Below are 25396 nucleotides of genomic sequence, written 5' to 3' on the forward strand. Positions count from 1 at the left end.
TTCCCCGCCCTTATCCGCCAATCGCCACTCGACGTCTGCAGGAATAATCGCTCTCACTGAAAAAGGGCATGGTGCCCGTCCAGCTGGAGAGCGCATTGGCAGAGGATAGCGACCTCGAAAAATCCGAATCAGCCACTCCCCGGCGCCTGGAAAAGGCGCGGGAGGAGGGGCAGGTTGCGCGTTCGCGGGAGCTGGCGACGGTCGCGCTCGTCGGGGCCGGGATTTTCGGCGCGTGGGGCATGTCGGGCATGATCTCCGAGCACGTGCAGACGATGCTGCGCACGGCCTTCACGTTCAACCACGACACGGTCTTCGACACGAAGCGCGCGCTGACGAGTGCCGGCACCGTGGCGCGCGAGGGCGGCTTCGTACTGCTGCCGCTGCTCGTGATGACGGGCCTCGCCGCGCTGCTCGCGCCGATGGCGCTGGGCGGCTGGCTGCTGTCGACCAAATCGCTGTCGCCGAATTTCGGGCGGCTGAACCCCATCGCGGGCCTTGGCCGCATCTTTTCGATCAACGGCGTGATCCAGCTCGGCATGTCGCTGGCGAAGATCCTCGTCGTCGCCGTGATCGCCGCGACGGCGATCTGGCACCGGCGCGATGACATGCTCGCGCTCGGGACACAGCCGCTGCACGTCGCGCTTTCGAACGCCGGGCATCTGGTTGCCGTGTGCTGCGCGATGACGGTCGCGGGCATGTTCGTGATCGCCGCGCTCGACGTGCCGTATCAACTGTGGAGCTTCCACAAGAAGCTGCGCATGACGAAGGAAGAAGTGAAGCGCGAACACCGCGAAAGCGAAGGCGATCCGCACGTGAAGGCGCGCCTGCGTACGCAGCAACGCGCGATGGCGCGGCGCCGGATGATGGCGAACGTGCCGAAGGCGGATGTCGTCGTGACCAACCCGACGCACTTCGCGGTCGCGCTGCAATACACGGACGGCGAAATGGGTGCGCCGAAGGTGGTGGCGAAGGGCGTGAACCTCGTGGCCGCGCGCATCCGTGAACTGGCCGTCGAGAACAACGTGCCGCTGCTCGAAGCGCCGCCGCTCGCGCGGGCGCTGTATCACAACGTCGAACTGAATCGCGAGATTCCGGGCGCGCTGTACGGCGCCGTCGCGGAAGTGCTCGCGTGGGTCTATCAACTGCGCCGCTTCAAGGAAGACGGCGGCGTCGCGCCTGTCGCACCGAAGGATCTCGAAGTGCCTGCGGAACTGGACAAGGGCGGCGTGTCGGACGACGACGCCGACCAGGAAGCTGCCGATTCGCTCGGCGGCGACAATCAAAGTAATGGAGTATCAGCATGAACGCGCGCGCGGGTTTCCTTTCACGACGGCCGGACGCGCTGAGCGGCACGAACTTGCGGGCGCTGGCGGGCCCGCTGCTGATCTGCATGATCCTCGGCATGATGATCCTGCCGTTGCCGCCGTTCCTGCTGGATCTGCTGTTCACGTTCAACATCGCGCTGTCGATCATGGTGCTGCTCGTCAGCATGTACACCATGAAGCCGCTCGACTTCGCGGCTTTCCCGAGCGTGCTGCTGTTCTCGACGCTGCTGCGGCTGTCGCTGAACGTCGCGTCGACGCGTATCGTGCTGCTCGAAGGTCACACCGGCCCGGGCGCGGCGGGTGCGGTGATCGAGGCATTCGGCCACTTCCTCGTGGGCGGCAACTTCGCGGTCGGTATCGTCGTGTTCGTGATCCTGATGGTGATCAACTTCATGGTGATCACGAAGGGCGCGGGGCGTATCGCGGAAGTGTCCGCGCGCTTCACGCTGGACGCGATGCCCGGCAAGCAGATGTCGATCGACGCCGACCTGAACGCCGGCATGATCAACGAGGACCAGGCCCGCAAGCGCCGTCTGGAAGTCGGGCAGGAAGCCGAGTTCTACGGCTCGATGGACGGCGCGAGCAAGTTCGTGCGCGGCGATGCGATTGCCGGTCTGCTGATCATGGTGATCAATATTCTCGGCGGGCTGATCGTCGGTGTCGTGCAGCACGGCATGGACTTCGCCGACGCGGGCAAGACCTACACGCTGCTGACCATCGGTGACGGCCTCGTCGCGCAGATTCCGTCGCTGGTGATTTCGACGGCGGCGGGCGTGATCGTGTCGCGCGTGGCGACCGACGAAGACATCGGCACGCAGTTGACGGGCCAGCTCTTCACGAATCCGCGCGTGCTGATGATCACGGGCGCGATCCTCGTGCTGATGGGTTTGATTCCCGGCATGCCGCACTTTGCGTTTCTGCTGCTGGGCGGCGGCGCGATCCAGCTTGCTCGCGTGATGAAGAAGCGCGCGACGCAGAGCAAGACGTCGACGGCTCTCGCCGAAGTCGCGCCGCAGGCGCTCACGCCGACGGAGGGCTCGGAAGCCAGCTGGGACGACGTGACGATGATCGACGCGCTGGGGCTGGAAGTGGGCTATCGGCTGATTCCGCTTGTCGACAAGAACTCGGATGGCGAACTGCTCAAGCGCATCAAGAACATCCGCAAGAAGTTCGCGCAGGAAATCGGCTTCTTGCCGCCCGTTATTCATATTCGCGACAACCTGGAGTTGCGGCCGAACGGCTACCGGATCGCGCTGAAGGGTGTGGAAGTGGGAGTCGGCGAGGCGTATCCGGGGCAGTGGCTCGCGATCAATCCTGGGCAGGTGACGGCCGCGCTGCCCGGCACGCCGACCACCGATCCTGCGTTCGGGCTGCCCGCGATCTGGATCGATACGAATTTGCGTGAGCAGGCGCAGGTGTACGGGTACACGGTGGTCGACTCGAGCACTGTGGTCGCGACGCACTTGAATCACCTCGTTGTCACGCACGCGGCGGAACTGCTCGGCCGCCAGGAAGTGCAGGCGCTGATCGAGCGGATGCAGAAGGATGCCGCGCCGCTGGTGGATGATGTCGTGCCGAAGATGTTGCCTGTTGCTACGTTGCAGAAGGTGTTGCAAAACCTGCTGGAAGAGGGGGTGCCGATTCGCGATATGCGGACGATTCTCGAAGCGCTGTCGGAGCATGGGTCCAAGATTACCGATCCGCATGATCTGACGGCTGCTGTGCGGCTTTCGCTTGGGCGCGCGATTACGCAGCAGTGGTTCCCTGGCAATGGCGATATCCAGGTCATGGGGCTTGATGCGCATCTGGAGCGGCTTTTGACCCAGGCGCTCGCGACGGGGGCGAATCCGGGGCTTGAGCCGGGGCTCGCTAATACGCTTTTGATGGAAACGCAGAAGGCGATGACTCGGCAGCAGAATATGGGGCTCTCGCCGGTCATGCTTGTGCAGCATTCGCTGCGGGCGATGTTAGCCAGGTTTTTGCGGCGTAGCTTGCCGCAGTTGAAGGTGCTTTCTTATGCGGAAGTGCCGGATACGCGGCATGTGCGAGTGGTCAATGTGATTGGAACGTAAGGGGTTTTTTGTTTGTCTGAGACGCTGGGGCGGGTGTTCTTGCCTTTGCGCTCGCGTCCGCGTTTTGCCTTCGTGGCACGGACGGTTTGGTTTGCTTGTGTTTTTGCTGGCATCCGCGCTTTGCCTTCGTGCTTCAAGCGTCGCCCCTGTGCGGGGCGGCACCTACTTTTCTTTGCCGCCGCAAAGAAAAGTAGGCAAAAGAAAGCGGCTAACACCGCCAACATTTCTTCCTGCCTGAGGGCCCCCGAAGGTTCTTACGCTTCACACGGCAACCACGTGACCCACGTCCGTTGCCAACGCTCTCTCTGTACGCCTCACCCGCTTCACGCGCCCGCGTCGCCGCACGCCGTGCCAGATAGTCCACGGCCGCCCAGGTGGCAAACTGTGTGTCGGCCGTAGCACCTCACCCGCGTCACTTCGGACCGATTGCGCACGCGTTCCACCCTGTAAGAGCGCCAGGCTATACGACGCGACAACCTACACACAGTTTGCCACCTGGGCGGCGCAAACCATTCGCTGCCGCTAGCCCATGCACGGGTATTCGAAGCGGGTGAGGCGTTCATTCAGTGCGTTGGCAACGTGCGCTGAACGGAGACGCCGCCGTGTGAAGCGTAAGAACCGTTGGGGGCCCTCAGGCAAGAACTAGAACTTGCGGTGTTAGCCGCTTTCTTTTGCCTACTTTTCTTTGCGGCGGCAAAGAAAAGTAGGTGCCGCCCCGCACAGGGGCGACGCCTGAAGCACGCTAACGCATCGCGGATGCCAGCGCAAAGTCAAAAACCCCAAACCCGCATGCGCAGCAAACACCAGAGCAACCAAACCGCCCGCGCCACGAAGGCACAACCGCGGACGTCAGCGCAAAACTTCAAACCCCAAACCGCTTGCGCAGCACCGCCCCCCGCCCGGACGGCAAAAAAACTCCATACCCAAGCGAAATGCCCGTGCCGCAAAGGCACACAACAAATCCCAACCGGGAACCGGCACAAAGTTCCATTGCCCGAATTGCCAGCGTTTCACCGTCTTTATTGCCCGATGGCCAATAGACGTCTCCCGCAATAATTCATCTCATCGGGAAACGGTATGTCGCCGGACCGCGTAGCTCATCGGAGAGTCAGCTTGAACATTCGCAAATTTGTCGGTGCAACGAGTCGCGACGCGCTGCGTCTCGTCCGCGAGGCATTGGGCTCCGATGCAGTCGTGCTGTCCAACCGCACCAACGACGATGGCAGCGTCGAAATCGTCGCCGTCGCCGACCGCGATCTGAGCGCGATCACGCCTCGCAGCCAGGAAGGCGCCGCCAGCCAGGGCGCAGGCCCGACCGCGACGCCCGCCGGCGCACGACCGATGCTCCCCTCGATGCCCGTCAACAACCCGTATGCGAGCGGAATGCCCGACGTGTTCTCGTCGGTGTTCGGCGCAAGCCCCGAAGCAGGCACGGAACGCATGCCCGCCGCGAGCGAAGAGAAGGCCGAGCCGCAAACGGCCTCCGCCGAGAACGCAGCAGTCGAAAGCCAGGCGAACCCCGCGCGCCCAACGGACGACGTGCGCGTCGACCTGCGCAGCGAAATGCCCGCCGCATCGGCGAAACCCGCATCGGCAGCCATGCCCGACATGCTGGCCCGTCAGCGCACGATGGCCGAAACGAACCCCTGGCTGATCGATCACGCGCGCCGCATCGCGTCGAAGGACGTAGTCCACGCAGCCAATCCGACGATGACGCCCGCCGCCGCGATGGCGCGCGGCCTGGGTACGCCCGTCGATGCAGCCCAGGAAGAAACGAAGCCCGACTGGGCCCGCGAAGCCGCGCAACTCGCCGCACGCCGCGCTGCGCAGAAAAACAACGTGATTTCGACGACGACGGAGAGCGGAAGCGACATCAACACGTCGCGCGACCCGCGCAAGAACGCAGCCGCCGCCGATATGACGCCGAAGCAGGCCGCCGCGCTGACGGAATCGATCAAGTCGCGCCTCGAGCAGATGGTCAACGAGACCGTGATGCAGGAACTCACTTCCATGCGCGGCATGATGGAAGAGCAGTTCGCGGGCCTCGTGTGGGCCGATCGCCAGCGCCGCAGTCCGACGCACGCAGCCTTGACGCGGCACCTGTTCGCGGCCGGCCTCTCGGCGCAGCTCGTGAAGATGGTGATCGACAACCTGCCCGACGTCGAAGGAATGGACGAGGGCATGGAGTGGGTCAAGACGGTGCTCGAATCGAACGTGCCCGTGATGGAGAACGAAGACGCGCTGATGGAACGCGGCGGTGTGTTCGCGCTGATGGGCCCGACGGGCGTCGGCAAGACCACGACCACGGCCAAGCTCGCCGCGCGCTGCGTGATGCGCTTCGGCGCCAGCAAGGTCGCGCTGCTCACCACCGACAGCTACCGGATCGGCGGCCACGAGCAACTGCGCATCTTCGGCAAGATTCTGGGCGTGTCGGTGCATGCCGTGAAGGACAGCGCCGACCTGCAACTCGCGCTCTCGGAACTGCGCAACAAACATATCGTGCTGATCGACACGATCGGCATGAGCCAGCGCGACCGCCTGGTTTCGGATCAGATCGCGATGCTGTGCCGCGCCGGTCAGCCTGTGCAGCGCCTGCTGCTGCTGAACGCGACGAGCCACGGCGACACGCTGAATGAAGTCGTGCAGGCATATCAGAATGCGCCGGACCAGCAGCCGCTCGCCGGCTGCATCCTGACCAAGCTCGACGAAGCGACCAACCTGGGCAGCGTGCTCGATACGGTGATCCGCTACAAGCTGCCCGTTCACTACGTGTCGACGGGACAGAAGGTGCCGGAGAACCTGTACGTCGCGACCAAGAAGTTCCTGATCAAGAGCGCCTTCTGCATTCCGCGCGAGAACTCGCCGTTCGTCCCTCAGGACGAGGATGTGCCGGCGCTGCTGTCGGCCCTGTCGGCCCGTTCGACCGCCGACCTGCACGAGGTTCGCTTTGGATAAGTTCGTGCTGGACCAGGCTGAAGGACTGCGGCGTCTGCTTGCGCGCTCCGGCTCGCGGGTCATAGCGGTCGCAGGCGGCTCGCACGGCGTGGGCGTGACGACGACGGTGGTAAATCTCGCCGCCGCGCTCGCCGAGCAGGGCAAGGATGTGCTCGTCATCGACGAAAGTCTCGGCGAGCGTTCGGTGAGCGCGATGCTGGGCGGAGTGCGAGGCGCCGGCAATGTCGCTGCCGTGATGCGCGGCGAGATGACGCTCGACGAAGCGGCTGGACGGCATGCGTTGGGCTTCGCGGTGCTCAATGCGTCGCGCGGCAATCGCGAGAGCTGCACACGCGAGCAGATGGGCGTGGTGTTGAGCGGACCGGCGGATGTGGTGCTGATCGACGCGCAGGTGGACCGCGAAGGCTCGCTGTCGGCGCTCGCGATGCAGTCGCACGACGTGATGGTGGTGACGCGCGTCGCGGCGCAGGCGATCACCGATGCGTATGCGTGCATGAAGCGTCTGCACTTCGCGCATGCGATCGCGCAGTTCCGCGTGCTGGTGAATCACGTGCAGAGCGTCGCCGATGCGCATACCGCGTTTGAGAACCTGGCGGGCGTGGCGGGGCGTTATCTCGCCGTGTCGCTTGAAGATGCCGGCTGCGTGGCAGCCGATCCTTTGATGGCGCGAGCCATGGAGTTGTCGCGTTGTGTCGTCGATGCATTCCCATCGGCACCTGCTGCGCGCGATTTCCGTCATATCGCAGCTGAACTGCAGTACTGGCCGATGCGGCCAGCGATTTCGTCACGGACGCATGGCGTGCCGCCGACGACCGTAACAGCGGCGCAATACGCCGATCAACCGTCAGCGCAGCACGCGTGAAGGCAAGGACAAGGGGAGCACGATGTACAACGCTCAAGGAAAAATTTCGCAAGCCGAGGTTCTGACGAAGTACGCACCGCTGGTGCGCCGTCTCGGCTTGCAGCTCGTCGCGAAGATGCCGGCGAGCGTCGATCTCGACGATCTGATTCAGGCGGGCATGATTGGTCTGCTGGATGCGGCGAGCCGCTACAAGGAAGACCAGGGCGCGCAGTTCGAGACATACGCGAGCCAGCGGATTCGCGGCGCGATGCTCGACGAGTTGCGCAGCAATGACTGGTTGCCGCGGAGCTTGCGACGCACGTCGCGTGAGGTTGAGTCGGCTGTGCATCAGGTTGAGCAGTCGCTGGGGCGCTCGGCTAGCGAGACCGAGATTGCTGAGCATCTGAAGATGCCGCTCGATGAGTACCAGTCGATGTTGCAGGATCTGCACGGCAGTCAGTTGATCTATTACGAAGACTTTGATCGATCGGCGGATGATGAGCCGTTTCTTGATCGGTACTGTGTTGATCATTCGGATCCGTTGTCGGCATTGCTCGATGAGTCGCTGCGCGGGGCTTTGGTTGAGGCGATTGATCGGTTGCCCGAGCGGGAGAAGCTGTTGATGTCGCTCTATTACGAGCGTGGGTTGAATTTGCGCGAGATTGGCGCGGTGATGGAGGTTAGTGAGTCGCGGGTTTGTCAATTGCACTCGCAGGCCGTTGCACGGCTTCGGACTCGCTTGCGCGAGCAGGCTTGGGCTTCGGCTGAAACTAGCTGATGCGGTTTTGATTTTGCTGTTGCCCTGCGGGCTGCTGGTCTTTTTCTTTTGCTTCGAGAAGCCGATCTTTTTTAGGTCGGCTTTTGCTTTTTTGGGGTTGTCTGCGACGCTGGGTGGTTTGCTTGTGTTTGCGCCGGCATCCGCGATTTGTTAGCGTGCTTCAAGCGTCGCCCCTGTGCGGGGCGGCACCTACTTTTCTTTGCCGCCGCAAAGAAAAGTAGGCAAAAGAAAGCGGCTAACACCGCCAACATTTCTCCCTGCCTGAGGGCCCCCAACGGTTCTTACGCTTCACACGGCGGCGTCTCCGTTCAGGGCATGTTGCCAACGCTCCGAATGAGCGCCTCACCCGCTTCAAATACCCGTACACGTGTTAGCGGCAGCGAATGGTATGTGCCGCCCAGGTGGCAAACTGTGTGTAGGTTGTCGCGTCGTATAGCTCGGCGCTCTTACATGGAGGCGCGCGCTATTGGTTCGAAGTGAGGCGTGCGAGGCACTTCGGCCTACACACAGTTTGCCACCTGGGCGGCCGTGGAATATCTGGCGCGGCATGCGGCGACGCGGGTGTGTAAAGCGGGTGAGGCGCACCGCAAGAGCGCTGGCAACGAACGTGGGTCACGTGGTTGCCGCGTGAAGCGTAAGAACCGTTGGGGGCCCTCAGGCAAATACAAGAACTGGCGGTGTGAGCCGCTTTCTTTTGCCTACTTTTCTTTGCGGCGGCAAAGAAAAGTAGGTGCCGCCCCGCACAGGGGCGACGCCTGAAGCTAGATAACAAATCGCGGATGCCAGCGCGAAAACTAGCAAACCACCCAGCGTCGCAGACAAACCAAAACCCAAAAACCAAAAACCAAAAACCAAAAACCAAAAACCAAAAATCAAAAACCAAAAACCAAAAAGCCGATACTCAAAGAGAGCACCGGCTAGGCAAAAAGCAAAAAACGGGAATCCAGAAGGGGAGAACCCCCTTCAAAAAAACTCACATTCCAAACGCAGGAACCCGCCCATCGGGCCCATAAAGCGCGCCCCGCTCGGGCCCAACAGCCACGTTCAGCGCGGCGAGAGCCCGCCGGTTGTACTCCATTCGAGTCCGAATCAAAGCACCGTTAGTGGTATTAAACCGCCGAGCCCGCTCAACAGCCTTCTGCAACAAAGCCCACTGCGTCGCAAGACGAGAATCCGCAGCAACAGCCAGCTCCATCCCCTTCCATCCACCCGGATAACCCAGCTGCGAAAGCTGCGAATCCCGCGCCTTCTCCAGCGTGGAGAGCCGCTCCACCAACTCCATCTTCTTTTCGACGATGGGCGGCAGCGTGTCGATGGGATGCACCGTGGTCAACGCCTTCTCCTCAGCTGCAAGGACAGAAGCGAACAGTTCCACAGCAGAATATTCGTCAATGACGGTGGCAAGCAGGGCGTCTTTCATCACAAAGCAACTCGCTAGGCACCGGCTCGCGCAACACGCAAACCGGATTTGTCACAAATACCGCCCGGCACCCGCCGCACCGTCCATCGGTGCGTCCATCAGTTGCCGGACGACTGGCTCTTCTTCTGCAACAGATCGCGTGCCGTTGCCAGCACGCCATCGGCGATCTTGCCGGAGTCGATCGTCAACGTGCCGTTTTTGATCGCCGACTTGATCGACTCGACATGCGCCGTGTCGATATCCGACGAACCGGCGCTCGCGAGGCTGTGCAAATGCGACGACAGCCCCGACAAATTCACATTGGCGTCGCCCGACGCGCCCGTGGCCGTCGACGTTGCCGTACCTGCGCCGCCCGTCGTAGCGGCGTCGCCTTGCTGCGTGCGCTGCAGCCCGTCTTTCAACGTCTGCAGGCCTGAATGGGTAGTGGAATCAACTTTCACGATTGGCTTCCTGAACGATTTGAATGAATTAACGGCATCCATCCATCGAACTTTAGGTCAACCGATCCGGCACGTTTTTCAAGTTGTAACCGCTGGTAACACCCGTCAGAGCTGGATCACGACGGTTCCGCCGTCCTTCACGATGCCCTGGATGATCTGCCCATTCGCCGTCTTCACCCGCACCGGCTGGCCCGGCGACGCATTGTTCATCGCGCTGCCTTCCGCCGAAATCGCAAAATTCGCACCCTGCGCGACCACTTTCACCGACTGCCCGATCGTCACCGAGTCCGCGCTCTTCAGCATGTCCCGGCGCAGCGGCAACCCCGCCGACACACGCATCAGCGACACCGAGCCGACAGCCTGCGCCGGATCGGTGATCACGGCTTGCGGCAGCAGCGTCAGATCGCCGTCTCGCGCGATGAGATCGGAGGCGGACAGCAGCTCACCCGGCGCAATCGAACGCGAGGCGAGAAAGTAGGTCGCGTGAATCGACACCTTGGCCTGCAGATACAGCGTCCACGGACGCTCACCCGAGCAACGCACGCCGACCGTCGTGCGGCCCCAGACGCGCGCGCCCGTCGGCAGGAACGGCTCGAGCGTCGTGCATGCGGCGAGACCGCGCGGAAACACCGTCGCGACGCTGATGTCGACCTTGCCCGGCAATCCCGCCGACTGCTGTTGCAAATACGCAAGCGCGGCGCGGCGGATCGATTCGCCGTCCTGCTGTCCAGCGGGCACGGGCGCAGCCGGTTGCGCGGCGGCAGGCGGCACAGCGGCCGTGCCGCGAAGTTGCGCCGCTGCGGCATTGCCGGCGGCCGGATTCACCGCAATCGGCTGAACACTCGCCGTCGGCCGCGCGACGGCCTGAGCCGGCGCGACCACCACTGGCATCACCTGACGCGATGCCGGTTGCAGGCTCACGCGCATCATGCCCGGCGCGCCCGCATTCGTATTGGCGGGCGCAGCGGCAACAGCTTGCTGCGCTGACGTCTCACCCGCGCCCGGAATCACGATCGCACCATCCGCATGCGAGGCTTGCGCGAAACGGTCCGCCTCGCCGCGCGGATTCGCGGCGAGCGTTGCGGGTGCAACCATCGGCGCCGGGACACTGGCGCGCGGCGCAGCGGCGGGCGCAGGCGTGTTGATCCGCTCGGCCAGTGCCTGAAGATCGGCGGGATTTTTCTCGCCGGGTCCGGCAATGACGATCGGTCCGGTGTTCTCTTGCGCATGCGCAATGGATGCGGCCGCGCAAGCGCTGACCAGCGCCATCGCCGACAGCGTCCGGGCAGCACGCGCGCTCTTACGGCGAGCTTCGCGTGAAGCGGTGACGGGCAAGGGCATGGTCTGACTCCTTCGTTGATGCATAGGTACGAATCGCATTCTAGAGATCGCGCCTGCCGTGCAAACGGTGAATAGAGGCGTCCTTCCCCGGCTATTCGTCCGATTAAGACTTGCGCACCGCCCGCACAATTCACCACATGCAAAAAGGCCATCCCGGCCAGCGCAGTCGAAACGCCTCTTACCGAACAAGGTGGATCGGCGGTGCGAAACGGGAAGCCACGGACCGTTCCACGGAGAACCCAATGCTGGACAAACTCGATGCCGAATTTGCCTTTGGCCGCCAGGCGCTCGATGTGCGCGCCTATCGGCAGGAACTGCTGTCGTCGAATATCGCGAACTCCGATACGCCTGGCTACAAGGCGCGCGATGTCGACTTCGCTTCGTCGCTCGCGGGCGCGCTGAAGAAAAGCGGCGGCTCGACGGCGGGTGCCTCGAACAACGCGCCGCTCGCGATGACGCAGCCGGCGGGCGTGTCGCAAGGCATGTCGATGGCCGCGACGGAGCCGGGCCACATGACGGGCAAGGCGCGCCTCATCCCGACGGGCGGCCCGACCGACGACTTCGGCAAGGTTGCCTACCGCATTCCGACGCAGCCTTCGCTCGACGGCAACACGGTCGATCTGGACGCCGAGCGCGTGCAGTTCGCCGACAACTCGCTGCACTTCGAGTCCGGCATGACGGTGCTGTCGCAGCAGATCAAGTCGATGCTGTCGGCGATCACGTCGAACGGTTAATGAAATTGCGCTGCCTTCCATATAGAGGGCAGCGCGCTGGACCAACGCTAAAAACTAACAACGCTACGGGATTAGACGCCGGCGAGCCGGCAAGAGAGGTCGAAAAGCCATGCCATCCCTGATGAACATTTTCAACGTCGCCGGTTCGGCGATGTCCGCGCAAGCACAACGCCTGAACGTGACGGCGTCGAACCTCGCGAACGCCGACAGTACGACGGGCCCCGACGGCCAGCCGTACAAGGCGAAGCAGGTCGTGTTCGCCGTCAACCCGATCGGCGGCGCGCGCACGGGCTCGGGCCAGCAAATCGGCGGCGTGCAGGTGACGGGCGTCATCGACGACCCGACGCCGATGAAAACGTCTTACGACCCGGGCAACCCGGCCGCTGACGCAAACGGTTACGTCCAGATGCCGAACGTCGACCCGGTGCAGGAAATGGTCAACATGATTTCGGCCTCGCGCTCTTATCAGGCCAACGTCGAAACGCTCAACACCGCGAAACAGCTGATGCTGAAGACGCTCACGATCGGAACCTGAGGAGAGTTTCCTTGACTACGCAATCCACAATCGGCAACAACGGCGCGACTGTTTCGCAGACGTTGCTCGACACGATGAACGGCACGGGCAGTGCGTCGTCGTCGAGCTCGTCGTCCAGCGCGACGTCGGGCAGCGACCTGCAGAACACGTTCTTGCAGCTGCTCATCGCGCAGATGAAGAACCAGGACCCGACCAATCCGATGGACAGCTCGCAGATGACCTCGCAGCTGGCCCAGATCAATACGGTGACGGGTATCGCGCAGCTGAACACGTCGCTGAGTTCGCTCGCCACGCAACTGACGACCAACCAGCAGACCCAGGCCGCGAGCCTGATCAGCGCGACGGTGCTCGCCCCGGGCGACGGCTTCTCGGTGGCATCGGGCAAGGCGACGGGCTTCGGCGTCACGCTCGCGAACGACGCGACGGACGTGCAGGTCACGGTCAAGAACTCGGCCGGCCAGATCGTCAACACGATCGACCTCGGCAAGCAGTCGGCAGGCACGATTCCTATCGGCTGGACGCCCGTCGACACGGCCGGCAACGCGCTCCCCGACGGCAACTACACGATCACCGCAAGCGGCACGACGGCAAACGGCACGACCAGCCCGGCCACGCTGTCCGCGGCCACGGTGCAGGGTGTGATCAAGCAGCCGGACGGCACGCCGGGCCTCGTCCTCTCGAACGGCAAGACGGTCGGCCTGACGTCGATCGCCGCCATCATCTAAACGCTTTCAGCATCAGCAGATACGGAGACCGTCATGGGTTACCAACAAGGATTGAGCGGACTGGCAGGCGCATCGAGCGACCTCGACGTCATCGGCAACAACATCGCCAACGCGAACACCGTCGGCTTCAAGCAAGGTGCGGCGCAGTTCGCGGACATGTACGCGAACTCGGTCGCCACGGCCGTCAATAACCAGATCGGCATCGGCACGCGCATGTCGGAAGTCGAGCAGAACTTCTCGCAAGGCACGATCACGAACGACGACATCGCGCTGCACGTCGCCATCAACGGCAACGGCTTCTTCCAGATGTCGAATAACGGCTCGGTGACGTACTCGCGCAACGGCGTGTTCCAGCTCGACAAGAACGGCTATATCGTCAACGCCGACGGCCTGAAGCTGATGGGCTACGCGGCGAACGCGAACGGTGTCGTCAACACGGCGGGCACGGTGCCGCTGCAGGTGCCGACGGCCAATATTCCGCCGACGGCCACCAAGGGCATCACGGCCGGCCTGAACCTGAACGCGCAGGACAAACTCGCGCTGGGCACGCCTACCGCGGCGTTCGCCGGGACCAACACGGGCACCCTGACGAACAACGGTGTGTCGATCACGGACGGCACGCAGGGCACGAACGCCAACACCTACACGGTCACCTTCACCAGCGCGACGGCGTACACGGTGACGGGCAGCGACGGCTCGAGCGTGTCGGGCACGTACTCCGCCAACTCGCCGATCAAGCTCGGCAACGGCGAAACGATCACGCTCGCCGGCACGCCGGCCACGGGCGACGCGGTAACGATCACGCCGACGCCGCTGACGTTCGACCCGAACAACAGCGCGACGTACACCTACTCGACGTCGGTGCCCGTCTATGACTCGCTGGGCGGCAAACAGCAGGTCGACATGTACTTCGTGAAGACGGCAGCCGGTTCGTGGGACGTGTATGCAGGCAAGGACGGCAGCGTCCCAACCACCAAGATCGGCACCGCGAAGTTCGACACGTCGGGCAACCTGGTCAGCACGCTCGACGCATCGGGCAACCCGACCTCGACGCTGTTCGCATTCAACTTCTCGATCCCGAACTCGGACGGCTCGGCGACGCCGCAAGGTCTGACGCTGAACATCGCTGGCACGACGCAGTTCGGCAGCAAGGACGGCGTCAACTCGCTGACGCAAGACGGTTTCGCGGCGGGTCAGTTGACGAGCTTCTCGGTCGGCGCCGACGGCATCATCACGGGTAACTACTCGAACAACCAGACGGCGGCGCTCGGCCAGGTCGCACTCGCGACGTTCGCGAACCAGAACGGCCTGATCAACCTCGGCAACAACGAGTTTCAGGCAACGGCCGCATCTGGCGTCGCAGTGATCGCAGCGCCCGGCTCGACGAACCACGGCGTGCTGCAAGGCGGCGCGACGGAAAACTCGAACGTCGACCTGACGAGCGAACTGGTGAACCTGATCACCGCGCAACGCGATTACCAGGCGAACGCGCAGACGATCAAGACCCAGCAGGCCGTCGACCAGACGCTGATCAACCTGTAATAGCTGACGCACCGACACCATCATGGACCGGCTCATATACACCGCGATGTCGGGCGCTTCCCAAGCGCTCGAACAGCAGGCCGTGGTCGCGAACAACCTCGCGAACACCTCGACCACGGGCTTCAAGGCCCAGCTCGCGACGTTCCGCGCCGTGCCGATGGCGTTCGGCGACGGCAGCACGATTCAGAACGACACCACGCGCACTTTCGTGCTGTCGTCGACGCCCACCGCGGACTACACGCCGGGCCCGATCCAGCAGACGGGCAATCCGCTCGACGTCGCGATCCAGGGTCCGGGCTGGCTGTCGGTGCTGACGCCCGACGGCCAGGAAGCGTACACGCGCGCGGGCAACCTGCACGTCGATGCAAACGGCCAGCTCGTCACGGCCAGCAACATGCAGGTGGTAGGTGGCGGCGGTCCGATTGCCGTGCCGCCCGGCGCGGAAGTGACGATCGGCAACGACGGCACCATCTCGGCGCTGATGCCGGGCGATCCCGCCACGACGATCGCGCTCGTCGATCAGCTGAAGCTGGTGAATCCCGCGCCCGGCAGCCTCACGCACGGCGACGATGGCCTCTATCACACGACTGACGGCAATCCCGCCGACGCCGATCCCGCCGTCAAGGTCGCGGCAGGCGCACTCGAAGGCAGCAACGTGAATCCGGTCGCGGCGATGGTCTCGATGATCACCAACGCCCGCCAGTTCCAGATGCAGACCAAGATGATCGAGTCCGCCGACCAGAACGAGCAGTCGGCCAACAAGTTGCTGAGCTTCAGCTAATCCCGACGCAGATTTAACGGAACGCACCACGCTGCGTTCAGGAGAAAGTAAGTGAACCGCTCACTCTATATCGCCGCCACGGGCATGAATGCGCAACAGGCGCAGATGGACACGATTTCGAACAACCTCGCGAACGTCAGCACGAACGGCTTCAAGGGCTCGCGCGCGGTGTTCGAAGACCTGCTGTATCAGACCATCCGCCAGCCGGGCGCGAACTCGACGCAGCAGACGGAACTGCCGTCGGGCATCCAGCTCGGCACGGGCGTGCAGCAAGTCGCGACCGAGCGTCTGTACACGCAGGGCAACCTGCAGCAGACGGGCAATTCGAAGGACGTCGCGATCAACGGCCAGGGCTTCTTCCAGGTGCAGATGCCGGACGGCACGACCGCGTACACGCGCGACGGCTCCTTCCAGACCAACGCACAGGGCCAGCTCGTTACGTCGAGCGGCTATCAGGTGCTGCCCGCGATCACGATTCCGCAGAACGCGACGTCGCTCACGATCGGTAGCGACGGCGTGGTGTCGGTGACGACGGCAGGCTCGACGGCGACGACGCAGATCGGCTCGTTGCAGGTCGCCACGTTCATCAACCCGACCGGTCTCGACGCGAAGGGCGAAAACCTGTTCCAGGAAACGACTTCGTCGGGCACGCCGAACGTCGCGACGCCGGGTCTGAACGGCGCCGGCACGCTGAATCAGGGCTATGTCGAAGCATCGAACGTCAACGTCGTGCAGGAACTGGTGAACATGATCCAGACCCAGCGCGCGTACGAAATCAACAGCAAGGCCGTGACGACGTCCGACCAGATGCTGCAGACGCTCAGCCAGATGCCGGTTTAAGCAGGCTGACAGTCAGGCTGAAAGTCGGAAACACTTAGGCGGTAACCAAGATGTCGCACTTCATTCGAACCCAGATTCCTCTGCGCAGCGCGCGGGCAGTGTCGATGCTCGCTGGCGCTGGCGTGCTCGCAGCCGCACTCGGCGGCTGTGCGCTCGTGCCGAGGGAGCCGATCACCCAGCAACCGATGACGGCCGTGCCGCCGCCGCCGCCGTCGCTGCAAACGCCCGGCTCGATCTTCAACCCGGGTTACGCTGGCCGGCCGCTGTTCGAAGACCAGCGTCCGCGCAATGTCGGCGACATCCTGACCATCGTCATCTCCGAAAACATCAATGCGACGAAGTCGTCGGGTGCGAACACGAACCGCAACGGCGAGACCAAGTTCGGCGTGCCGACGGCGGGCTTTCTGGGCGGTCTGTTCGGCAAGGTGAACCTCGACGCGACGGGTGCCAACACGTTCAAGGCAACGGGCGGCGCCAATGCGTCGAACACGTTCAGCGGCGTGATCACCGTCACCGTGATCGGCGTGCAGCCGAACGGCAATCTGCTCGTGAGCGGCGAAAAGCAGATGCTGATCAACCAGGGCAACGAGTTCGTGCGTTTCTCGGGAGTCGTCAATCCGAACACGATCAGCAGCCTGAACGCGGTTTACTCGACCCAGGTCGCGGACGCGAAGATTGAATACTCGGCCAAGGGCTATATCAATGAATCCCAGGACATGAGCTGGCTGCAACGATTCTTCCTCAACGTCGCGCCGTTCTGATCATGCGTACCTTCTCTTTCCTCCGCCTGACGTCCGTTTCCGGTTTCGCCGCGCGCGCCTTCGCCGTGGTCGCGCTCGCGTGCGCCGCGCTGCCCGTCACGACGCACGTCGCCCATGCGGAACGCCTGAAGGACCTCGTGCAGATCCAGGGCGTGCGCGACAACCCGCTGATCGGCTATGGCCTCGTCGTCGGTCTCGACGGCACGGGCGACCAGACCACGCAGACGCCTTTCACGACGCAGACGCTCGCGAACATGCTCGCGAACCTCGGCATCTCGATCAACAGCCAGCAGGCTGGCTCGAACTCCAGCAACAATTCGCTGTCGAGCATGCAGTTGAAGAACGTCGCCGCCGTGATGGTGACGGCGTCGCTGCCCGCGTTCGCGCGGCCCGGCGAAGCGATCGACGTCACCGTGTCGTCGCTCGGCAATGCCAAGAGCCTGCGTGGCGGCACGCTGCTGCTCACGCCGCTCAAGGGCGCGGACGGCCAGGTGTATGCGCTCGCGCAGGGCAACATGGCCGTTGGCGGCGCGGGTGCCAGCGCGAACGGCAGCAAGGTGCAGGTCAACCAGCTCGCGGCGGGCCGCATCACGGGTGGCGCGCTCGTCGAGCGCGCGGTGCCGACCACGATTTCGCAGGCGGGCACGATGCAGCTCGACCTGAACGACATGGACTACGACACGACGCAGCGCATCACGTCGGCGATCAACAACGCGTTCGGCTTCGGCACGGCGGTCGCGCTCGACGGCCGCACGATCCAGCTGCGCGCGCCGACCGATCCGGCGCAGCAGGTGCAGTTCATGGCGCAGTTGCAGAACCTCGACGTGAAGCCCGGGCAGGCCGCCGCGAAGGTGATTCTGAACGCGCGCACCGGCTCGATCGTGATGAACCAGATGGTGACGCTGCAGACTTGCGCCGTCGCGCACGGCAATCTGTCCGTGGTCGTCAACACGCAACCGGTGGTGAGCCAGCCGGGCGCGTTCTCGAATGGTCAGACGGTCGTCGCGCAGCAGTCGCAGATCGCGCTGAAGCAGGACAACGGCGCGCTCAAGATGGTGAGCGCGGGCGCGAATCTCGCGGACGTCGTGAAGGCGCTCAACGCGCTCGGCGCAACGCCCGCAGATCTGATGTCGATTCTCCAGGCCATGAAGGCAGCCGGTGCGCTGCGAGCCGATCTCGAGATCATCTAAGGAACAACCAGAATGAACTCCGACACGACGCGCAACGCCGCGAATGACCTGACCAATCGTTTCGCCCTCGACACGCAGGGCTTCGATGCGATGCGCGCGCAGGCCGCGGCGAATCCGCGTGAAGCGATGAAGTCGGCGGCCAAGCAGTTCGACGCCGTTTTCACGCAGATGATGCTGAAGAGCATGCGCGACGCGACGCCGTCCGACGGCCCGTTCGATTCGCACGACACGGCAACCTTCACGTCCATGATGGACCAGCAGCTTTCGCAGCAGATGTCGTCGAAGGGCATTGGTGTTGCCGACGCGATGCTCAAGCAGTTGATGCGCAATTCCGGCATGTCCGCCGACGATGCGAACGCGGGCAACAACGTTGCGATGAATGCGCTGGCGAAGGCGTACGCGAACCCGGCGAACAACGGCGCGCTGAAGATGGGCCGCGGCTACTCGGCGAACAGCGCGTTGACGCCGGCCGTGCGCGGCGACGGCTCGTCGGACAAGGTGGACGCATTCGTCGACAAGCTCGCCGCGCCGGCGCAGGCCGCGAGTGCCGCGACGGGCATTCCGGCGCGCTTCATCATCGGCCAGGCCGCGCTCGAATCGGGCTGGGGCAAGCGCGAGATCCGCAAGTCGGACGGCACGACGAGTCACAACATTTTCGGCATCAAGGCCTCGGACGACTGGAACGGTAAGACCGTCGCGACGGTCACGACCGAATACATCAACGGCCGCCCGCAGCGCGTGGTCGAGAAGTTCCGTGCGTACGATTCGTACGAGGAAGCGATGACCGACTACGCGAGCTTCCTGAAGTCGAACCCGCGCTATGCGCAGGTGATCAATTCGTCGCGTGACGTGAACGGCTTCGCGCAGGGCATGCAGCGCGCCGGTTACGCGACCGATCCGCACTACGCGAAGAAGCTGATTTCGATCATGCAAAAGATGGTGTGACGCGCGCGAGCGCGGCGCTTGCCGCGTTCGTTCTGGTCAATCATCGTCGCTACGCAGTACTTCAACGGCATCACGCCGGCGACGGGGTATGTCGCACCATCAGACGGACGGAGCCGCCGCCACGGCGGTTGGACCGAGCCGCATTGCCTCCCGTTATTGTCTTATGTCACTTTCGGACCGCGAGCAGAATTCGCGTATCCTGTCTTCGTTGCGGTGTCAAACGTTTGCGGAAAATATTTCGTAAAACCGGTCTAAACTTTGGGCTGACGCTGCCGCTAAACAGTCAGACCCGATACCGGAATGGTGCGAAGAATTCCGGACCCACGCGTGTTTCGCGACGTATGCCGGCCGTGCCGAGCCCCGGCCGGCGGTGCTTTCGCGACGTGCTCGCAAGAACGAAGAGAAATTGGCAAGGCCATGAATACCACCCAGTCGAATGGTGACAACCGCGAGATGGAAGGCGTCGACTTCGGCCGCCGCAATCCGCTTGAGATCGGTGTGCAACTGCGCAATCTGCTCAATCGCGGCGATTTTCTGACCGTGCAGTACAAGGGCGGCCAGCTTGTGACGAAGATCCTCGAAGTGGACGTGCGAGAGCGAACCTTCACGTTTGACTGGGGCGCGCTTGCCGAGCAGAACCGCGGGCTGCTGACGTCGCCGGAAGGTCATTTTCATGCGACGCCGGACGGGGTGCGCGTGCATTTCGTCACGCAGACGCCGCGCGAAACGACGTTCGAAGGGCGGCCTTCGTTCGAGGCCAATTTTCCTGAGGTTTTGTATTACGTGCAGCGGCGGGAGTATTTCCGCGTCGATGCGCCGTTGCTTGATCCTTATACTTGCCGTGGGCGCTTGCCGGATGGGGAAGGGTTTCGGTTCGAAGTGCAGGATCTTTCGCTTGGTGGCATGGCCATGCGGACGAGTGATGAGCGTGTGGCGACGCTCGAGCATGGGGTTCAGTTGCTCGACACGGAAGTGGTGCTTGGGTCGCTGGGGACGTTGCAGCTCGATCTTGAGTTGATGTCGAATCGGGCAGTGGATCTGCCTAACGGCACGCAGCGTTACACGCTCGGGTTTCGGTTTTTGTCCCTGCCGGGGAATGCTGAGAATACGCTTCAGCGGTTGATTACTCAGCTTGAGATGAAGAGGCGGTCGTTGGCGCGGGCGTAAGGTTTTTGGTTTGGGTTGGTTGTCTGCGACGCTGGGTGGTTTGCTCGTGTTTGAGCTGGCATCCGGGTGGCTGTGTTTGCCGCGCAAGCGGTTTGGTTTGCTTGTGTTTTCGCTGGCATCCGCGAGTTGTTATCTAGCTTCACGCGTCGCCCCTGTGCGGGGCGGCACCTACTTTTCTTTGCCGCCGCAAAGAAAAGTAGGCAAAAGAAAGCGGCTCACACCGCCAGTTCTAGTCATTGCCTGAGGACCCCCAACGGTTCTTACGCTTCACACGGCAACCACATGACCCATGCTCGTTGCCAGCGCTCTTAGATGGCGCCTCACCCGCTTCAAGCTCCCGCAGTACTGTATGCCACGCCAGATATTCGTCCGCCGCCCAGGTGGCAAACTGTGTGTCGGCCGTAGTACTGCACACGTCTCACTCCGGACCAATAGCACACGCGTCCCACCCTGTAAGAGCGCCAAGCTATACGACGCGACAACCTACACACAGTTTGCCACCTGGGCGGCACATACCATTCGCTGCCGCTGGCACTTGTACGGGTATTTGAAGCGGGTGAGGCGCTCATTTATAGCGTTGGCAACGCACGCGAACAGAAATGCTGCCGTGTGAAGCGTAAGACCCTGTGGGGGCCCTCAGGCAAAAACAAGAACTGGCGGTGTTAGCCGCTTTCTTTTGCCTACTTTTCTTTGCGGCGGCAAAGAAAAGTAGGTGCCGCCCCGCACAGGGGCGACGCTTGAAGCACGCTAACAAAGCGCGGATGCCAGCGAAAGAGCCAGAACAACCAAACCCGCCCGCGCCATAAAGGCAAAACGCGTAACCCATCGCAACGGCCAAAAACCAAACCGCTTGCGCAGCAACCACCGCCTCGCCGAGGCAAAACCCAAACCCCAACGTCGAAGACAAAACCAAACCCCATCCAGCGCTTCGCGCAATAAAACCACGGGCGCTCCGCGCAACAAAAACCTGGTGCGCTTCGCGCAAAAAAACCATTCCCGCCCTCAATCTTCCCGCCGGGAGGCCGATATACAAATTGTTCGGTCAACCTGGCGGTGCCACACACACCGCCCCTTACGCCGTCTTTCAGGATGACGCATGTCGAGTAACCTTTTTAGCATCGGCCTTAGTGGACTCAACGCAGCCCAATGGGGCCTGACGACTACGGGTCAGAACATCTCCAATCAGGCGACGCCCGGCTATTCCGTCGAGCGTCCCGTCTACTCGGAATCGAGCGGACAGTACACGGGCTCCGGCTATCTCGGCAGCGGCGTGTCGACCACGACCATCCAGCGCCAGTACAGCCAGTACCTCACGACCGAACTGAACAACGCGCAGTCGCAGTCCGGTTCGCTCAACACGTACTACAACCTGATCGCGCAGCTCAACAACATGGTCGGCAATCCGACCTCGGGCATCTCGAGCGCGATCACGTCGTACTTCACCGGCATGCAGAACGTCGCGAACGATGCGTCGAATCCCGCGATGCGCCAAAGCGCCATCAGCAACGCGCAATCGTTGGCGGACCAGATCAACGCAGCCGGCGATCAGTACGACCAGCTGCGCACGAACGTCAACACGCAGATCGGCGACACCGTCAAGCAGATCAACACGTACAGCGCGCAAATCGCGCAACTGAATTCGCAGATCCAGTCGCTGAGCGCACAAGGCCAGCCGCCCAACCAGCTGCTCGACCAGCGCGACCTCGCCGTGTCGAACCTGTCGCAACTCGTCGGCGTGCAGGTCGTGCAAGGCGATAGCGGCTACAGCGTGTTCATGGGCAACGGCCAGCCGCTCGTCGTCGCCGACAAGAGCTTCAATCTCACAACCGTCACATCGCCGTCGGACCCGACGGAAACGGCCGTTGCCTACGCAGGTCTTGCGAGCCAGGCCGGAACGACGACGCCGCAAATCCTGCCCGACAGCGTCCAGCTGGGAGGGCAGATCGGTGGGCTGATGACGTTCCGCAGTCAGACACTCGATCCCGCCGAAGCGCAACTCGGCGCGATCGCGACAAGCTTCGCCGCGCAGGTCAACGCGCAGAACTCGCTCGGTATCGACCTGAACGGCAACAAAGGCGGCGCGCTGTTCACGGTCGGCAATCCGACCATCTTCGCGAACCTGAAGAATACGGGCGGCGCGACGCTGGGCGCTTCGCTGTCCAATCCGTCGCAGCCGGTATCGGGCGACTACACGCTGTCGTACGACGGCGCGAACTACACCCTGACCAATCGCGATACGGGCCAGGTCGTCGGCCAGGCGGCCAACCTGACCAACCCGATCGGCGGCATGCAGTTCTCGCTGACGGGCACGATGAATCCCGGCGATTCGTTCACCGTCGAGCCGACGCGCGGCGCGCTGAACGGCTTCGGGCTGACGACGAGCGACGGTGCGGCCATCGCGGCTTCGTCGCCCGTTCTGGTGTCGAAGGGCACGTCGAATACGGGCACGTCGTCGGTGACGCAGGGCACGGTGTCGGCGGGCTACACGTTGCCCAGCTCGACCACCACGCTGACGTACGACTCGACGACGGGATCGATCTCCGGCTTCCCGGTCGGCTCGACCGTGACCATCAACAGCACGCCGCCGACCTCGTACAACATCACGGCAGCGACGACGCCTGTGCCGTACAACGCGGCCATGGGCGCGTCGATGACGATCACGGGCAGCACGATCAACAACGTGTCGCTGCAGATCACGGGCACGCCCGCGAACGGCGACACCTTCACGATCGCGCCGAACCCGGCGGGCGGCAAGGACGGCCGCAACGCGCAGTCGATCTCGAATCTCGTGACGACGAAGTCGATGGGCAACGGTACGCTCACGCTGACCGACTCGTACGCGAACTACGTGAACGACATCGGCAACCAGACGAACCAGATCCAGGCGTCGAACAAATCGCAGACGGCGCTCGTGACGCAGATCACGACCTCGCAGCAGGCGATTTCCGGCGTGAACATCAACGAGGAAGCGGCGAACCTGCTGCAATACCAGCAGTTGTATCAGGCGAACAGCAAGGTCATCCAGACGGCCCAGACGCTGTTCCAGACGATCCTCGGCATTTTTAATTGAGGCGTTGAACGACTATGCGCATCTCTACTTCGCAATACTTCGGCATGAACGTCCAGACGATGGACGATCAGCAATCCACGCTCGCGTCGCTGTATCAGCAACTGTCGAGCGGCGTGAGTCTCGCGACGCCGTCGGACAATCCCGTCGGCGCGGCGCAGGCCGTGCAGCTCAGCATGCAGGGCGCGACGCTGTCGCAGTACGCCGACAACCAGAACACCGCGCTCGCTGCGCTGCAATCCGAGGACGGCTCGCTGTCCAGCATCAACAACGTGCTGACGTCGATCAGCACGCAGCTCGTGCGCGCGGGTGACGGCTCGCTCAACGACGGCGACCGCGGCGCGATCGCGACGCAGCTGCAGGGCTTGCGCAATCAGCTGATGGGTCTTGCGAACGGCACCGACGGCTCGGGCAACTATCTGTACGCCGGCTATCAGGCAGGGACGCCGCCGTTCTCGATCAACGCGAGCGGCGCTGTTCAGTACAACGGCGACAGCGGCGTGCAGAACGTGCAGGTGACGGGCACCCGTAACATCGCGATCGGCGATACGGGCCAGGCAGTGTTTCTGAGCATCTCGCCGGCGGGCAGCGCGGCCGTGACGGCGGGCAATTCGGCCAACACGGGCACGGGCACGATCGGCAACGTGTCGGTGACCAATCCGACCGACCCGACGAACCAGCATCAGTACACGATCAACTTCACGTCCTCCACGACGTACACGATCACCGACGCCACCACGTCGACGACGAGCGCGCCGCAGACCTTCACGGCTGGCCAGGCGATTTCGCTTGGCGGCGGCGGCCAGAACGTGACGATTTCCGGCTCGCCCAATGCGGGCGATGCGTTCTCGGTGACGCCCGCGGCGCAGTCGAACAAGGACGTGTTCGCGAACCTCGACAGCGTGATTGCCGCGCTGCAAACGCCCGTCTCGGGCACGGGCGGCCAGGCGAACCTGACGAACGCGCTGGGCACGGCGCTGACGCAGTTGCATAACACGATGAATAACGTGACGTCGATCCAGACGTCGGTCGGTGGTCGCGAGCAGGAGGTTGAGGCACTGCAGACGGTGACGCAGACGAACTCGTTGCAGACCACGAGCAATCTTGCGGATTTGACGCAGACTGATCTGACGTCGGTGATCAGTAAGTACACGATGACCCAATTCTCTCTGCAGGCTGCGCAGCAGGGTTTTTCGATGATTCAGAAGTTGTCGTTGTTTGATTACATCGGGAATTGATTTTTTCGTTGTTCAGTTTTGGTTTTGGTTTTGTTTTTGCTTTTGTAGGTGTGAGACGCCTGGCTCTTTGAATAGGGTTGGGCGTTTTTTTTGTCTTGCGATGTGGGGTGGTTTGCTTGTGTCTACGCTGGCAGCCGGGGGAGCGGTGTTTGCTGCGCAAGCGGTGTGGTTTGCTTGTGTTTGCGCTGGCATCCGCGATGCGTTATCTAGCTTCACGCGTCGCCCCTGTGCGGGGCGGCACCTACTTTTCTTTGCCGCCGCAAAGAAAAGTAGGCAAAAGAAAGCGGCTCACACCGCCAGTTCTAGTCATTGCCTGAGGACCCCCAACGGTTCTTACGCTTCACACGGCAACCACATGACCCATGCTCGTTGCCAGCGCTCTTAGATGGCGCCTCACCCGCTTCAAGCTCCCGCAGTACTGTATGCCACGCCAGATATTCGTCCGCCGCCCAGGTGGCAAACTGTGTGTCGGCCGTAGTACTGCACACGTCTCACTCCGGACCAATAGCACACGCGTCCCACCCTGTAAGAGCGCCAAGCTATACGACGCGACAACCTACACACAGTTTGCCACCTGGGCGGCACATACCATTCGCTGCCGCTGGCACTTGTACGGGTATTTGAAGCGGGTGAGGCGCTCATTTATAGCGTTGGCAACGCACGCGAACAGAAATGCTGCCGTGTGAAGCGTAAGACCCT

21 protein-coding genes are annotated in these 25396 nt (G+C 62.8%); 17 read left to right on the plus strand and 4 right to left on the minus strand.

The genetic code is table 11. The features are described from left to right. Positions 1-95 precede the first annotated feature (95 nt). From flhB to BLT65_RS15345, 5 genes are all read left to right on the plus strand, one after another. Positions 96-1304: a flagellar biosynthesis protein FlhB gene (flhB, locus tag BLT65_RS15325; RefSeq protein ID WP_091778988.1), complete on the plus strand. Its 1209-nt coding sequence runs from the start codon at positions 96-98 to the stop codon at positions 1302-1304. Then, on the plus strand, positions 1301-3397 hold the full coding sequence (gene flhA / locus BLT65_RS15330) for a flagellar biosynthesis protein FlhA (RefSeq protein ID WP_091778864.1): 2097 nt from the start codon (positions 1301-1303) through the stop codon (positions 3395-3397). The genes flhB and flhA overlap by 4 nt, the downstream gene beginning before the upstream one ends. A gap of 1113 nt (positions 3398-4510) precedes the next feature. Then, positions 4511-6352, plus strand: a complete 1842-nt coding sequence (gene flhF / locus BLT65_RS15335; RefSeq protein WP_091778866.1) for a flagellar biosynthesis GTPase FlhF — start codon at positions 4511-4513, stop codon at positions 6350-6352. Beyond that, on the plus strand, positions 6345-7214 hold the full coding sequence (locus BLT65_RS15340) for a nucleotide-binding protein (protein WP_007577050.1): 870 nt from the start codon (positions 6345-6347) through the stop codon (positions 7212-7214). Before flhF ends, BLT65_RS15340 begins: the two co-directional genes overlap by 8 nt. A gap of 22 nt (positions 7215-7236) precedes the next feature. Further along, positions 7237-7971, plus strand: a complete 735-nt coding sequence (locus tag BLT65_RS15345) for an RNA polymerase sigma factor FliA (RefSeq protein WP_028364064.1) — start codon at positions 7237-7239, stop codon at positions 7969-7971. Between the two features lie 654 nt (positions 7972-8625). Here the strand turns inward: BLT65_RS15345 and BLT65_RS46455 are convergent. The 4 genes from BLT65_RS46455 to flgA form a co-directional block, all read right to left on the minus strand. Further along, positions 8626-8847, minus strand: a complete 222-nt coding sequence (locus tag BLT65_RS46455) for a hypothetical protein (protein ID WP_143036517.1) — start codon at positions 8845-8847, stop codon at positions 8626-8628. Positions 8848-8944: 97 nt separating this feature from the next. Next, positions 8945-9391: a flagella synthesis protein FlgN gene (locus BLT65_RS15355; RefSeq protein WP_007577053.1), complete on the minus strand. Its 447-nt coding sequence runs from the start codon at positions 9389-9391 to the stop codon at positions 8945-8947. Between the two features lie 98 nt (positions 9392-9489). Further along, the gene (flgM, locus tag BLT65_RS15360; RefSeq protein ID WP_007746202.1) at positions 9490-9831 is read right to left on the minus strand and encodes a flagellar biosynthesis anti-sigma factor FlgM; all 342 of its coding nucleotides are present in this window, start codon (positions 9829-9831) and stop codon (positions 9490-9492) included. 105 nt (positions 9832-9936) lie between these two features. Next, positions 9937-11172, minus strand: a complete 1236-nt coding sequence (gene flgA / locus BLT65_RS15365; protein WP_091778868.1) for a flagellar basal body P-ring formation chaperone FlgA — start codon at positions 11170-11172, stop codon at positions 9937-9939. A gap of 242 nt (positions 11173-11414) precedes the next feature. Here flgA and BLT65_RS15370 point away from each other — a divergent pair, with 242 nt between their 5' ends. From BLT65_RS15370 to flgL, 12 genes are all read left to right on the plus strand, one after another. Further along, positions 11415-11906 (plus strand): flagellar basal body rod protein FlgB, encoded by a 492-nt coding sequence (locus BLT65_RS15370; RefSeq protein WP_042316749.1) that lies wholly within the window; start codon positions 11415-11417, stop codon positions 11904-11906. Positions 11907-12015: 109 nt separating this feature from the next. After that, complete coding sequence (gene flgC, locus BLT65_RS15375; protein ID WP_042316746.1) at positions 12016-12441, plus strand: flagellar basal body rod protein FlgC; 426 nt, start codon at positions 12016-12018, stop codon at positions 12439-12441. 11 nt (positions 12442-12452) lie between these two features. Next, a complete protein-coding gene (locus BLT65_RS15380) occupies positions 12453-13166 on the plus strand; it encodes a flagellar hook assembly protein FlgD (RefSeq protein WP_042316745.1) in 714 nt (237 codons plus the stop codon). A gap of 33 nt (positions 13167-13199) precedes the next feature. Next, entirely contained in the window at positions 13200-14708 is a 1509-nt protein-coding gene (locus BLT65_RS15385) for a flagellar hook protein FlgE (RefSeq protein ID WP_042316742.1), read from the plus strand. Between the two features lie 22 nt (positions 14709-14730). Further along, positions 14731-15489 (plus strand): flagellar basal-body rod protein FlgF, encoded by a 759-nt coding sequence (gene flgF, locus BLT65_RS15390; RefSeq protein ID WP_042316741.1) that lies wholly within the window; start codon positions 14731-14733, stop codon positions 15487-15489. A gap of 51 nt (positions 15490-15540) precedes the next feature. After that, positions 15541-16329 (plus strand): flagellar basal-body rod protein FlgG, encoded by a 789-nt coding sequence (gene flgG / locus BLT65_RS15395; RefSeq protein WP_042316739.1) that lies wholly within the window; start codon positions 15541-15543, stop codon positions 16327-16329. Between the two features lie 50 nt (positions 16330-16379). Next, the gene (flgH, locus tag BLT65_RS15400; protein WP_042316736.1) at positions 16380-17090 is read left to right on the plus strand and encodes a flagellar basal body L-ring protein FlgH; all 711 of its coding nucleotides are present in this window, start codon (positions 16380-16382) and stop codon (positions 17088-17090) included. 2 nt (positions 17091-17092) lie between these two features. After that, entirely contained in the window at positions 17093-18280 is a 1188-nt protein-coding gene (locus BLT65_RS15405; protein ID WP_042316735.1) for a flagellar basal body P-ring protein FlgI, read from the plus strand. Positions 18281-18292: 12 nt separating this feature from the next. Then, entirely contained in the window at positions 18293-19225 is a 933-nt protein-coding gene (gene flgJ / locus BLT65_RS15410; protein ID WP_042316733.1) for a flagellar assembly peptidoglycan hydrolase FlgJ, read from the plus strand. A gap of 417 nt (positions 19226-19642) precedes the next feature. Further along, entirely contained in the window at positions 19643-20392 is a 750-nt protein-coding gene (locus BLT65_RS15415; protein ID WP_042316729.1) for a flagellar brake protein, read from the plus strand. Between the two features lie 1096 nt (positions 20393-21488). Then, positions 21489-23462: a flagellar hook-associated protein FlgK gene (gene flgK, locus BLT65_RS15420; protein WP_091778870.1), complete on the plus strand. Its 1974-nt coding sequence runs from the start codon at positions 21489-21491 to the stop codon at positions 23460-23462. 14 nt (positions 23463-23476) lie between these two features. Beyond that, complete coding sequence (gene flgL / locus BLT65_RS15425; RefSeq protein ID WP_091778872.1) at positions 23477-24697, plus strand: flagellar hook-associated protein FlgL; 1221 nt, start codon at positions 23477-23479, stop codon at positions 24695-24697. Positions 24698-25396: the final 699 nt, after the last annotated feature.

It is taken from the genome of Paraburkholderia steynii (assembly GCF_900100565.1).
Lineage (GTDB): Bacteria > Pseudomonadota > Gammaproteobacteria > Burkholderiales > Burkholderiaceae > Paraburkholderia > Paraburkholderia terrae.

Bases quoted from the DNA above. Each gene is read 5' to 3' on its own strand.
- flhA (WP_091778864.1), top strand. From the start codon at position 1,301: ATGAACGCGCGCGCGGGTTTCCTTTCACGACGGCCGGACGCGCTGAGC.
- BLT65_RS15345 (WP_028364064.1), top strand. From the start codon at position 7,237: ATGTACAACGCTCAAGGAAAAATTTCGCAAGCCGAGGTTCTGACGAAG.
- BLT65_RS15355 (WP_007577053.1), bottom strand. From the start codon at position 9,391: ATGAAAGACGCCCTGCTTGCCACCGTCATTGACGAATATTCTGCTGTG.
- flgA (WP_091778868.1), bottom strand. From the start codon at position 11,172: ATGCCCTTGCCCGTCACCGCTTCACGCGAAGCTCGCCGTAAGAGCGCG.
- BLT65_RS15370 (WP_042316749.1), top strand. From the start codon at position 11,415: ATGCTGGACAAACTCGATGCCGAATTTGCCTTTGGCCGCCAGGCGCTC.
- flgC (WP_042316746.1), top strand. From the start codon at position 12,016: ATGCCATCCCTGATGAACATTTTCAACGTCGCCGGTTCGGCGATGTCC.
- BLT65_RS15385 (WP_042316742.1), top strand. From the start codon at position 13,200: ATGGGTTACCAACAAGGATTGAGCGGACTGGCAGGCGCATCGAGCGAC.
- flgF (WP_042316741.1), top strand. From the start codon at position 14,731: ATGGACCGGCTCATATACACCGCGATGTCGGGCGCTTCCCAAGCGCTC.
- flgH (WP_042316736.1), top strand. From the start codon at position 16,380: ATGTCGCACTTCATTCGAACCCAGATTCCTCTGCGCAGCGCGCGGGCA.
- BLT65_RS15405 (WP_042316735.1), top strand. From the start codon at position 17,093: ATGCGTACCTTCTCTTTCCTCCGCCTGACGTCCGTTTCCGGTTTCGCC.
- flgJ (WP_042316733.1), top strand. From the start codon at position 18,293: ATGAACTCCGACACGACGCGCAACGCCGCGAATGACCTGACCAATCGT.
- BLT65_RS15415 (WP_042316729.1), top strand. From the start codon at position 19,643: ATGAATACCACCCAGTCGAATGGTGACAACCGCGAGATGGAAGGCGTC.
- flgK (WP_091778870.1), top strand. From the start codon at position 21,489: ATGTCGAGTAACCTTTTTAGCATCGGCCTTAGTGGACTCAACGCAGCC.
- flgL (WP_091778872.1), top strand. From the start codon at position 23,477: ATGCGCATCTCTACTTCGCAATACTTCGGCATGAACGTCCAGACGATG.